At 66.1% G+C, this 10,816-nt stretch carries 14 protein-coding genes and 2 tRNA genes; 5 read left to right on the forward strand and 11 right to left on the reverse strand.

Features of this window, described 5'->3' with window-relative positions:
• Nucleotides 1-98: 98 nt before the first annotated feature.
• Nucleotides 99-172 (reverse strand) — tRNA-Pro (locus tag ABZ297_RS44585).
• Between the two features lie 89 nt (nucleotides 173-261).
• Here ABZ297_RS44585 and ABZ297_RS44590 point away from each other — a divergent pair.
• Nucleotides 262-332: transfer RNA gene (locus ABZ297_RS44590), tRNA-Gly, on the forward strand.
• Nucleotides 333-385: 53 nt separating this feature from the next.
• Here ABZ297_RS44590 and ABZ297_RS44595 read toward each other — a convergent pair.
• The 10 genes from ABZ297_RS44595 to ABZ297_RS44640 form a co-directional block, all read right to left on the reverse strand.
• On the reverse strand, nucleotides 386-1,336 hold the full coding sequence (locus ABZ297_RS44595; RefSeq protein ID WP_355359914.1) for a tyrosine-type recombinase/integrase: 951 nt from the start codon (nucleotides 1,334-1,336) through the stop codon (nucleotides 386-388).
• Between the two features lie 245 nt (nucleotides 1,337-1,581).
• A complete protein-coding gene (locus ABZ297_RS44600) occupies nucleotides 1,582-1,836 on the reverse strand; it encodes an excisionase family DNA-binding protein (protein ID WP_350811413.1) in 255 nt (84 codons plus the stop codon).
• Nucleotides 1,833-3,446, reverse strand: a complete 1,614-nt coding sequence (locus ABZ297_RS44605; protein WP_355359916.1) for a replication initiator — start codon at nucleotides 3,444-3,446, stop codon at nucleotides 1,833-1,835. The genes ABZ297_RS44600 and ABZ297_RS44605 overlap by 4 nt, the downstream gene beginning before the upstream one ends.
• A complete protein-coding gene (locus ABZ297_RS44610; protein WP_355359919.1) occupies nucleotides 3,443-3,598 on the reverse strand; it encodes a hypothetical protein in 156 nt (51 codons plus the stop codon). Before ABZ297_RS44610 ends, ABZ297_RS44605 begins: the two co-directional genes overlap by 4 nt.
• Complete coding sequence (locus tag ABZ297_RS44615) at nucleotides 3,595-5,025, reverse strand: FtsK/SpoIIIE domain-containing protein (protein WP_355359922.1); 1,431 nt, start codon at nucleotides 5,023-5,025, stop codon at nucleotides 3,595-3,597. Before ABZ297_RS44615 ends, ABZ297_RS44610 begins: the two co-directional genes overlap by 4 nt.
• A gap of 86 nt (nucleotides 5,026-5,111) precedes the next feature.
• The gene (locus tag ABZ297_RS44620; RefSeq protein ID WP_350811417.1) at nucleotides 5,112-5,426 is read right to left on the reverse strand and encodes a hypothetical protein; all 315 of its coding nucleotides are present in this window, start codon (nucleotides 5,424-5,426) and stop codon (nucleotides 5,112-5,114) included.
• A complete protein-coding gene (locus tag ABZ297_RS44625; RefSeq protein WP_350811418.1) occupies nucleotides 5,423-5,698 on the reverse strand; it encodes a hypothetical protein in 276 nt (91 codons plus the stop codon). Before ABZ297_RS44625 ends, ABZ297_RS44620 begins: the two co-directional genes overlap by 4 nt.
• Nucleotides 5,698-6,111 carry a plasmid replication, integration and excision activator gene (locus ABZ297_RS44630; protein WP_355359926.1) on the reverse strand — a complete coding sequence of 138 codons (414 nt, stop codon included), beginning with the start codon at nucleotides 6,109-6,111 and terminating at the stop codon, nucleotides 5,698-5,700. Before ABZ297_RS44630 ends, ABZ297_RS44625 begins: the two co-directional genes overlap by 1 nt.
• A 125-nt stretch (nucleotides 6,112-6,236) precedes the next feature.
• Entirely contained in the window at nucleotides 6,237-6,971 is a 735-nt protein-coding gene (locus ABZ297_RS44635; RefSeq protein ID WP_355359928.1) for a GntR family transcriptional regulator, read from the reverse strand.
• A 253-nt stretch (nucleotides 6,972-7,224) separates the two neighbouring features.
• Nucleotides 7,225-7,530, reverse strand: a complete 306-nt coding sequence (locus ABZ297_RS44640; RefSeq protein WP_350811421.1) for a hypothetical protein — start codon at nucleotides 7,528-7,530, stop codon at nucleotides 7,225-7,227.
• Nucleotides 7,531-7,814: 284 nt separating this feature from the next.
• Here ABZ297_RS44640 and ABZ297_RS44645 point away from each other — a divergent pair, with 284 nt between their 5' ends.
• The 4 genes from ABZ297_RS44645 to ABZ297_RS44660 all read left to right on the forward strand — a co-directional run.
• Complete coding sequence (locus ABZ297_RS44645) at nucleotides 7,815-9,038, forward strand: helix-turn-helix domain-containing protein (RefSeq protein ID WP_355359930.1); 1,224 nt, start codon at nucleotides 7,815-7,817, stop codon at nucleotides 9,036-9,038.
• Between the two features lie 32 nt (nucleotides 9,039-9,070).
• Nucleotides 9,071-9,550, forward strand: coding sequence for an NUDIX hydrolase (locus ABZ297_RS44650; protein WP_355359933.1), 480 nt, complete (start codon nucleotides 9,071-9,073; stop codon nucleotides 9,548-9,550).
• 182 nt (nucleotides 9,551-9,732) lie between these two features.
• Nucleotides 9,733-10,335, forward strand: coding sequence for a GNAT family protein (locus ABZ297_RS44655; protein ID WP_355359936.1), 603 nt, complete (start codon nucleotides 9,733-9,735; stop codon nucleotides 10,333-10,335).
• Nucleotides 10,336-10,601: 266 nt separating this feature from the next.
• Nucleotides 10,602-10,816, forward strand: a 215-nt coding sequence (locus ABZ297_RS44660; RefSeq protein WP_355359939.1) for a hypothetical protein, incomplete at its 3' end; no start/stop codon positions are given.

A 10,816-nucleotide genomic window follows, 5' to 3' on the forward strand; every position in this document is an offset into this window, starting at 1 on the left:
ACCCCACCCGCAACTACCAGCCTCAGGTAAACCCCAACAAGACGAAACCCCCGAACCCGTAGGTTCGAGGGTTTCCGATGTCCTGAGACATCACACAGTCGGGGCGACAGGATTTGAACCTGCGACTTCTTGCTCCCAAAGCAAGCGCGCTGCCAAGCTGCGCCACGCCCCGCGGCGCCGGGTACGCACGCGCTCCGGGACTCCGGTACGCTTACGCCCTGACGACCGGATGAAGTCTAGACCAGACTTCGACCGGTTCGCGCGGACGTAGCTCAATGGTAGAGCCCTAGTCTTCCAAACTAGCTACGCGGGTTCGATTCCCGTCGTCCGCTCTCACGACGAAAGGCCAGGTCATCCCACACAGGGAGCCTGGCCTTTGTGATCTTCACTTCGTTTTTTTGATCTTACGTGCCCGTTGCGTGCCCGATCGCTTCTTCTGCTCGGTCTTGAGCGCCTTGCCGAGCGCTTGCGCGATGGCCTGGTCGCGCTCCTGCGTCGCGTGCTGGTAGATCAGCGCCGCCCGCGTGGAGGAGTGCCCCATCCGGGTCATCAGCTCTCGCAAGCTTGCGCCCGTGGCTGCCGCGAGAGTGTTACCCGCGTGCCGAAGATCGTGGAAGTGGAGATCGGGGAGTCCCACATCCGCCTGGACCTTGTTCCAGATGCGGCGGAAGGCCGAGCGACGCAACAGGCCGCCCTTGGGGCCGATGAAGACATGACCCCACTCCCCCGGCTCGGCGTACCGCGCGAGGTGTGTCCTGAGGTCGGGGACGATCTCAGAGGGGATCGCGACCACCCGTCGACCGGCCCGCGATTTGGGCGTGTCGTCGAACAGCTTGCCACCGTTCAGCTCCACGAGCGTCCCCACCACCCGCACCACTCCCGCCTCCAGGTCGAGATTGGTACGGCGTAGGCCAGCCAGTTCACCCCACCGCAGGCTGGTGAAGGTGCCCAGGAGCACCAGAGCCCGGAATCTCTCAGGGACGGCATCGGCGACTTCCAGAACCTTGGCCAGGGGCACCACCGGCCGTTCCGGGGTGTCGGCTACCGAAGCTCCCTTGATCTGGCATGGGTTGCGTCTGATCAACTCGTCTGCCAGAGCGGTGTTCATGATCGCCTTGAGGAGCTGGTACGCCTTGGCGACCGTCGACTGCCCCGCCGCGTTCAGACGTTCCTTGCGCCACCGTCGCACGTCAGCGTCCTTGATGTCGGCGAGCTGCCGACTGCCGAAAGTCGGCATGATGTGGTTCTTGAGCAGGCTCCGGTACAGACCCTCCGTTGTCCGCTTGATCACCCGATCATCGATCCACTGAGTCGCGTAGACCTCGAACGAGATCATGCCGCCGTCCGGGTTCAGCCAGTCGCCGCGTTGGATCTCCGCCTCTTTGAGAACCAGCCAGCGGTCCGCCTCCCGCTTCGTGGCGAAGGTGTACGGCGCGGGTCGATCAACTCCGTCAGGACCGTTGTAACGCGCCTGGTACCGACCGGAGGGCAGCAGACGGACGCGGCCGAAGCGCCTCTTCGGCGAGCTGCCCTTGGACGATCGCTTGGGCTCCTCGGGGGTGGAAGGTGCGGTCTTGACCATTACGCGGCCCTCCTGCGTCGCGTGGTGATGATCGGTTCAACCAGCCCCGCAGCGATGAACGCCTCAAGCGCCGCTTCGGGGATACGGACGTTGCGTCCGACATGGATAAAGGCGATTCGCCGTTCCTCGATCAGTCGGCGAGGGAAGCGGACCGAGGTGTTCAGCCGTTCAGCGGCCTCTTCGACCGTGAGCAACCGGCCCCGAGCCCACTCCGGGAGCAGTGGCACAGGCTCCCGCGTGAGGTTCTGAGTCATGCCGCCCTCCCCGCCTGCTCAGTTGCCGAGAGATCTTGGCCGTCCGCTTCGGCCTGTAGTCGAGCCATGTGGGCGCGCCAACGCTGGCGTTCGGCGACCGAGCGCAGGAGCCGCATGGCCAGAGGTGGCACGTTGGCGTCTCCGGCCGGTACGGGCTTCCAGACGTAGCGGTGCGGGTCGGTCGGCTCGTCGGGTTGGCCGAGGGCTTCCAGGACCCAGATGCGGCGGTCCTGCTTGTGCTCGGCGAGAGTCTTGTTGGACCACTTGCGGGAGACCAGGACGCGGCGTCCGGCGTAGCCGAGGTGTTCGGGCTTGTGGGCCTTGCCCCGGCACTGGCCCGGAGTCATGCCCGGCCTGGCGCTCTTGGGCTGGACGCCGTAGCGCAGCCAGTTCGGGCAGGTCGGCGAGCAGGGCTCGAAGCGCAGCGCCTCAGCCATACGAGCCGCGTGGTCTCGCTGGGCCTGGTCGTCCGGGTCGAGGCTGTCACTGATCGATTTGGTGAGGTATTTGGACAGGTAGCGGATGCATTGGTCGGCGTCCGGGGTTCCGGCGAGCACGCCTTGTACGTCCACTTGGACGCCGAAGCGAACCACGTGCAAGGGTTCCCCCGCCTCGTCGGCGTCGAGCTGGTCGAGGGCCTGGTCCCAGGTGGGCAGCACCTCACCAGTCGCAGGGTCCAGGTAACCCGCGTCATCCACCCACACGGGTAGGCGGTCACCATCGAAGACGACCTGGTCGGTCGGTGGCCACCACACTTGGTGATAGGTGGCGGCGGCGATCTGCTTGATCTCCGCTCGTGGCAGGGTGCCCCTGATGGCCATGTGCAGGTGCGGCGCGAGCCGTTTCTGAGGCTCCACGGCGGCGAAGTACTGCACGTCATAGCCCGCCACGCGGCGCAGGTTCTGCACGAAGCGATCGACGAGCTTGGAGAAGTGCAGCGCGTCACGGGCGGCCCGCGCGTAGTCGTAGCTGTCGGGATTGACCGGCACCCCGTTACGGATCTTGCCGTAGGAGGGCAGGGTGAGGGTGACGAACAGTGACGGCCGGTAGATCTTCCCGTCCGAGCCGGTGAAGGTCCGTCCGAGCGTGGAGTTGATCATCTTGCGCTTGGGCAGGTCGGGGGCGTCCTGCCGTCGTCTGGTCGAGCGGTTGCGCTTCGGGACCGTCCGGCCGAGCACGTTGCCGCGCATGCCTGCCGCGTTGATCTCCCCGTCCAGGCCGGAGATGACCGCGTCCAGGTCGGTGGTGTCGTGTCCCGCCCGGTCAGCCTGGTCACGTTGGGCTTGGATGTCGGCGCGGAACTCGATCAGCCAGTGTTGTTCGTCGTTGGGCTCGTCCGGTGTGATGGTCGGTTCGGCCTCCAGGTGCCAGCCTTCGCGGCATTGGGCCATGCGGAGCTGCCGGTTGCGCTTGGCGCACGGCGGGCACTTGCTGTCGAGCGTGGCACCGCAAGGGGCATCGATGATCTCCCACTGGCCGGTGTGGGTGTCGAGGCGCTTGAGAGGGACGGGCCGGATGCACACGCCGTGGAGCTTGGCGACCTCTTCGGCTACCTGGCGGGCAAGGGGTTGGGCCATCCGCAGGGCGCGAGGGGTGGAACGGTCGCTCATCGTGCCTTCCCTTCGGCGATCTCGGGAAAGATCAGCACCGACTGTCCGCACTCGCGGCACTCGACCACAGAGCGGGCCGGGTCGAGCCGCAGCGCGTTCAGGGTTTGGCAGGAGGAGCAGCGAAGGCCGTCGAGGAAGTGAGCCAGCGTCATCGGCCCTCACCGCCCTCGAAGGTGGCGACCATCGCGCGGATGTCGCCGTCGGAGACGTAGGCGGCGCGGACACGGACCGGGTCGGGTGAGGTTTCCAGCCGGACGTAGCCAACGCCGGCCCCCAGAGCGGGATTTGGGGAGATCTGGTCGGCGAGCGCTCCCCGGTCCCGTGCGCCGTCGCCGTCGCCGAGGACCATGTCCACCTGTTCCGACTCGTCGAGTCGGAGCGCGATCTTGTCGGGGAAGAGGTTGCGGATGTTCATGACCTCCTTGCGCGGGTCTTGGAGCGCGGCCAGGACACCGACGCCGACCGCGCGCCCTTGGGTGGTGAGGGTGGCCAGGGCAGCCGAGATGCGCCGTCTGAGGTCCTTGTCGGCCTGGTAGGCGGTCAGGAACGCCACCTCGTCGACCACCACCAGGACGAAGGGGTCTTCCACGGTCGGGGTGTGGGAACGCTGGACACCGCCGAAGCGCGCCGCGCGCTCTTGCATGACCTTGACGGCCTGATCCAGCAGGTCGGCGCAGCCGGCCGGGGTGGCGGCGTAGTGGTCGCCGAACAGGGCACGGCCGAAGGACAGTTCCATCAGCTTGGGGTCCAGCGCCCAGATCTCGACCAGGCCCGCCCGCAGGGCCGGGAGCAGGGCGCGGATGGTGGACCAGATGATCGAGCCTTTGCCTGCCCCGGTGGCACCGGCTACAAGGACATGCGTGCCAAGAATCTTAAGGTGCCAGGGGGTGCCGTCTTCCTGCTTGCCGATCTCGACCGGTCCCACGCTCGGCACAGAGGGAACGGGGAGCGCGCCAATCACCTCAGCCAGCGGGTCACGTCGGGGGAAGGTCAGCATGAGCCGTCCGGCCTTAGCGATGGCGATTCGGCAGGCAGGTGAGCCGAAGCCGTGCGCGAGGTGGTCGGTACGGTCAGCCCAGTCCTTGACCGCTTGTCCGTCGAGCATGCGTACGGTCACCTTGTCGGCCCACGTGTTGCAGGTGACCTTGCCGAGGCGGGGCAGGTAGTCACGGCCGCCGAGGTGTCTGCCGAGTCCGGAGACGATCATGACGGGTTGCCAGTGTCGCCGGTAGATGAAGACCAGCCGCCACCAGGCCAGCAGCCGCCAGCCGATCCAGTGGGCGAAGGAGCTACGGTCGGTCAGCGCCCAGACGATCAGCCCGACCGGCACCGGGATGAGCAAGAGCAGCGCGACGCGCCAGCCGTACAGCACCGTCAGCGCGCCGGGGGTGAGGATGACGAGAACGGCGAGAGGGTGCCGCCAGATCGTTCGGACCAGTCCGGCGAGGAGCCGCCAGGCGAAGATCACGATGGTGAGGATGGCGGGGGTGGTGACGACGGCCGGGCGGAAGACCACGGCCGTGTCGGGGGTGGTGGTGACGAGGTTGCGCGTTTCGTCACCGGGCAGTCGCCTGAACATAAGCTTGGAACCTCTCGTGATGTGGAGTCAGGGGAGAACCGAGGGGCCGCCGGAAGTTGGCGCTTCTGGCGGCCCCGCCTTACCTGTCAGGCCGCCGTCTGGTCGGTGGCCTTGCCGGTGGCCGACTGGCCGGAGTACAGCCGCTCGCAGTCGGCCAGGTACTGAGCGGCGGCGTTGAAGATCTCGCGCGCCAAGGTGACGTCGTGGTCGGTGACCGGTCCCGCGCCTGTGGTCGAGATCATCACGTCCGCCTCGCGCGTGGACAGGTGCAGCACCGGACGAACGTCCTCGACCGTGAGCAGGTTTACGGAGATCTCGGGGGTGTGGAACGAGACGTGCATCTGTGGCTTCTCGTCGCCATGCACCGACAGGGTCACGTAGGTGTACGGGTCGAGGGTCATCTCGCCGCAACCTCCCGGCCGGTGGGCAGGCCACGGAACATGCGCTCGACCGAGCGTGCGAAGCCGGCCGCCTGGTCGGCGAGTTGACGGGCGAACTCCACGTCGGCCGCCGTCACCCGGTTGGCCGTCGAGGTGGTGACCAGGACCGAGGTCGCGCCGAAGTCGAGCACGAGGACCGGGGTGCGCAGCCGGTAAGGGCGGTTCTCGGCGTGAGCGCCGGCCGAGGTGTTGAGGTTGATCACGCTGGTGGGGCGCTTGCGTCGAGGGGACATCAGGCCGCTACCTCCTTGCTGACGGCGTTCTTGGTGGACTGGCGAGGCGCGCGCATCTCGCGTGCCCTGATCGAGTACGCCAACCGGCCCTGCTGGTTGACGTAGGGGGTGACCGTCATGCCGTCGAACTCGACCGGCGTGAACGGCAGCCCCGACATGGGAGCCGGGGGAACCGGCTGCACCGGGGAGATGACCTTGACGGCCACCGTCTTCTGCGACGCCTTGACGGCCGGATCCGCGTCCATGACCGCGATCTGCCACACCAGCTCTCCGGTCTGCTTGTCGCGGGCCTGAACCTCACGCCCGCTCGTGGAGGCGTCGAAGCCCCTGACCGGCTCGACCTCACCCACGGCGTAACAGCCCGCAGGGAAGACCTGGTGGAAGTGAATGGGGATGGGTCCTTGCAGTGCCATCGCAGAGCCTCCTGATCTGGCAGCATCTCTTGATGCTTCAACCTAACCTATCAGGTTGTAACCTGAAGATACGACGGCCAACCTGTCATGTCAAGTGCATGCGAACGGCGCACCTGTCAGGCGAGCTAGGTCAACGGGTAGACGTCCCGGAGCTCGTGGCGATCGCCGGGAAGGACCGCGTCCACCAACTGTCGAGGATGTCCAGCCGCATCGTGCCCGGTGACGACCACGTTGAGAACTGGAGCGCCATTCTCGATGCCCAGCGCTGCCGCTTCATCGGGGGTGGCCGATCGTGAGCTCGTCCGTTCGATCGCATGGTCCAAGCGCAGCTTCTTGCGCCCGTACAGATGCCGGCGAATGCCTTCGTCCAGCGGCTCAGGCGAGGTGAGTTTGGTCCCTGCCACCAGATCGAGCGGAAACCAGGCCGAGATCAGCTCGACGGGGCCGCCCTGATCGCTGATCACGTATTGCCGCAGGAACGCCTTGCTGCCTGGTGCGATCTCCAGCAGAGTCGCGACCTTGAGAGGAGCTACTACGATCCCGGCTTGCAGGAGCTCGGCCGAGGTGTCCGACTCGGACTCGTCGAGGAGGCGTTGGCCGGCGGAAGAGCGCTGATCGGTGATGTTGGGGACCTTGCCGCGCACGAAGGAGCCGCGTCCGGTCTGCGTCTCGATCCACCCTTCCTGGCGGAGCAGCCGAAGAGCCTCGATCACGGTCGGTCGTGACACGTCGAACTCAGCGACAAGCTGATGCTGGGAGGGCAGGAGAGTGCCGGGCGGGTATGTGCCTTCTTCGATGCGCGATCTCAGCGCGTTCAGCACCCGCTCGTACTTCAAGGTGTCTTCGTCGCGCTTTGCCATGACAGCTTCCCCAATGTCTTGCATATGACCTGTCAGGCCGACAGTAGCACTACACAAAGCTCCTGCCATCCCCCACCCGATAGTCGGCGGTAGAGCCCGGCAGAGCCATTTCCGGGGGTGGGAGAAGTGGAACCCGCACGGGGGAACGGGGTCTCACGCGGCTCTGCCGGGCCGTATGAGGCGCGACGGGGAGGGAAGAACCCGGATGTCCCCGGAACTTCGTCCGGGCGTCAACCTCACCGCCGCGCCCGCTCTATGGAGCCTCGTCGCGCCTTACGTAGGCGGCGAGGACTTCGGCTGCTCCCCCGATGTCATCGACCGGGTGTCGCTTCTCGGCGTTCTGCCACGAGAAGTAGCGACCGCCATACCCGACGAAGACGTGCACCGGCAGGCACGGTTGCGGACCGTAGACCAGCAGGGCTTCCAGCTCGGGGCGCAGGTTGGCCACAACATGCTCGGCCTGGATGAGCTGGTACTGGAGCCTCTCCAACACGATCAACTCGGGAGACAGTGGTTGCCGAAGCGCCGCCAGCCGGGTGTAAACGAACTGGATGTTCATCAAGAGCACCGCCCGGAACCCGCACAGTCGGCACACTGAACCATGGCTCCCACAGCCGTCCGACCGTCCAGGGAACGCGTGCCGTATGTCTGACGCACCTGCGCATAGCGCCATCCAGAACCCCGGCAGGCGGAGCAGTTCGGAATGTCGTGCTGCTCGTCCACGATTGCCCTCCGTGCGATGGACGGAACTGCTGGTAGCGGTGACACTAGATCGCAACGGGGATGCCGACCCGGAAGGATTTTCCGGGTCGCAAAATTCGATATGGCGAGGTCGGAGCGGGCATGCGCGGCATGACAGATCACCTGACCATCGGAGAACGCGTCGCCTGGTACCGGAAACGGCGCGGGATGGCGCAAGAGGTCCTCGCGGGCTTGATCGGCCGTACCGCCGACTGGCTCAGCAAGGTCGAGAACGACCACATCGACCTTGACCGACTGTCCGTGATCAAGTCGCTCGCCATCGCACTTGACGTGTCCCTTGGCGATCTGCTCGCCGAGCCGTCCCTACTGGAGTGGACGCCGGAAAGCGGAGAGCGGACCATTCCTGCGCTGCGGGCAGCGATCACCGACTTCCGCCAGCTCTCGCCGCTCACCTCGCTGGTCCAAGCGGGCGATCCGGCCGACCTCACCGAGCTGCGAGCCGAGATCGCCGATGTCTGGAACGCCTACCAGGAGTCTCGTTACGGACTTGTCGTTCGGCGACTGCCCACGCTGCTCACGCAGGCCCAGCACGCCGCCGTCACCTACGACGGCGACCAGCGGCTACACGCTCAGGCGCTACTCGGTCAGGCGTACCACGCAGCCGCGACCATCCTGGTGAAGATCGGCGAGCACGATCTCGCGTGGATCGCCTCCGAGCGTGGTCTGACCCACGCGCAAAACTCCGGCGACCAGCTGGTGATCGCCTCCCTCTTCCGCTCGGTCACACACGCGCTGCTTTCCATCGGTCGCTACGACGCCGCCATCCAGCTCACCAGCGACGTCACAGGACTGCTGGACAACCAGCTCGGCAACGCGACTCCAGAACTGCTCTCGGTGCATGGGACGCTGCTGCTGGCAGGGTCCATGGCGGCAGCCCGAGCCGAAGACAGAACGAGCGTCCGCGGCTTTCTCGCCGAGGCCGAGGAGTCGTCACGCAGGCTAGGAAGCGACGCCAACCACGTCTGGACCGCATTCGGCCCCACCAATGTCGCCATCCACCGCGTAGCCACCGCCATCGAGCTCGGAGACCTCCAGATCGCCGTAGACGTCGGCCCCGACCTTGACACCAGTGCCCTGCCGATCGAGCGACGGGCACGTCACGGCCTCGCCGTGGCTCAGGCATTCAGCATGTGGAACCGTACGGACGAGGCCCTCGATGCGATGCTGGCCGCCGAGCGCATCGCGCCCGAGCAGGTACGGACCCACTTCCTGAGTCGTCAACTCGTCCTGACCTGGATACGTCGCCAGAAGGGCAAACCCAGCCGCAGGCTTGCCGATCTTGCCCGACGTCTTCACGTCGCATGACGACGCCGGCCGAACCCCGTAGGGTCGAGATCATGAGCGACCAAGGGACCACCGCACCTCCCATGGCAAGCGCCCGAGCAGCCGCGGGCGTCCTGTTCTTCGACGAACACGGTCGCGTGCTGCTGGTGAAGCCGACCTACAAGAACTACCTCGACATCCCCGGCGGGTACATCGAGCCGGGTGAAACGCCCTTCCAAGCCTGTGTGCGCGAAGTTCAGGAGGAACTCGGCATCCAGCCACGCATCGGGGACCTACTCGTCGTCGACTGGGCACCACACCCCAAGGAAGGCGACAAGATCCTGTTCATCTTCGACGGCGGAATCCTCAGCCCCGAGCTACAGAGCAGGATCACGTTCTCCGACGGGGAACTGTCTGGCTACGACTACCACGCGCCCGAGGAACTCGACGGCCTACTGATCGAACGCCTCGCCAACCGCGTATCTGCCGCGATCACCGCCCACACCATCGGCCACACGCTCTACCTCGAACACGGTCAGAGACTGCCGGACTAACTCGCGGATCTTGCCGAATTGTTCTCATTGGTATCAAGCGGCGGCGCTGCCGCGCCGCCGACCCGGCCCTGCGCTCGGCCGCACGCTGCGCGTGCGGCCTGGGGGCCGTTCTCGCGCGCGGCCGTGCTCGGGCCGTGCCAGGGACGAGACGCCATGGAACCGCGTCATCTCAATCACCCGGCATGATTCAGATCATGAGCCATCCCGAAGTCCGACTCCGGCAGCTCCAGCCCACCGATGTCGAAGCCGTCCACTCCTGGGCCAGCCTCCCCGAGGTCTGCCGGTATCAGGCATGGGGACCCAACTCCCTCACCCAAACCCGTGAGTTCGTGGCACAAGCCGTAGCCGCATGGCACGAAGAGCCGCAAACACGCTTCGCTTACGCAGCCCTCCATGACGACGAGGTCATAGGAATGGGGGAGTTCCGTATTCGCAGCCTCCAACACGCCCAAGGAGAAGTCCAGTACATCACCCACCCCCGCCTCTGGGGCCGCGGCCTAGGCACCGCCATCGGCCGACAACTCCTGCGCATCGGCTTCCACCAACTCCGCATGCACCGCATCTACGCCACCTGTGATCCGCGAAACGCCGCCTCCGCAGCCATCCTGAAGAAACTCGGGATGACACACGAAGGTCACCTGCGCCACACCGCCAAATTGCCCGACGGCTGGCGAGACTCCGCCCTCTTCGGCATCCTCGACAGCGAATGGACCGACAGACACAACTCGCGCCCGACGCCCTCAAAAGACGGCGCCTCCGGCGGGGGCGCTCCGGCTCCGGGATGATCGCCGCGCCATGCGCACTTTGACGCCGTAGGTTGCTGAGGTGGAAGCCTGATCATCCCGCCCACCATCGACCCGGGACAAGCCGAGCAGACCAGGGCCACGGGTACCAGATCGTTCGTCCGGTGGGGCGCTCCATCTGGTACCCGTGGCCCTGGCCCGCTTCCCCTGCGGGCGGGTCGACGGCAGACGGGATGATCAGGCAGACGGCGTGTGTCGCGTCGCGACGAGTGAGACCGGGGCGCGGGTCGATCGGTAAGGTCGAGTCCATGAGCGTCGAGATTGAGATCGTGCGCCAGGCAAGTGACGATGTTGTGGCCGCGCTCAGCCAACTGTTGCCGCAACTGTCGACAACCGCGAAAGCACTCGATCACGAAGCCGTGGGCCGACTGCTGGCCTTCCCAGCGAACACGGTACTGGTGGCTCGCGCGCAAGGGCGGATCGTCGGAACCTTGACGCTTGTGATCTTTCCCCTGCCTTCGGG

Origin of the sequence: Nonomuraea sp. NPDC005983, assembly GCF_040614375.1 — a bacterium.
Taxonomy (GTDB): Bacteria; Actinomycetota; Actinomycetes; order Streptosporangiales; family Streptosporangiaceae; genus Nonomuraea.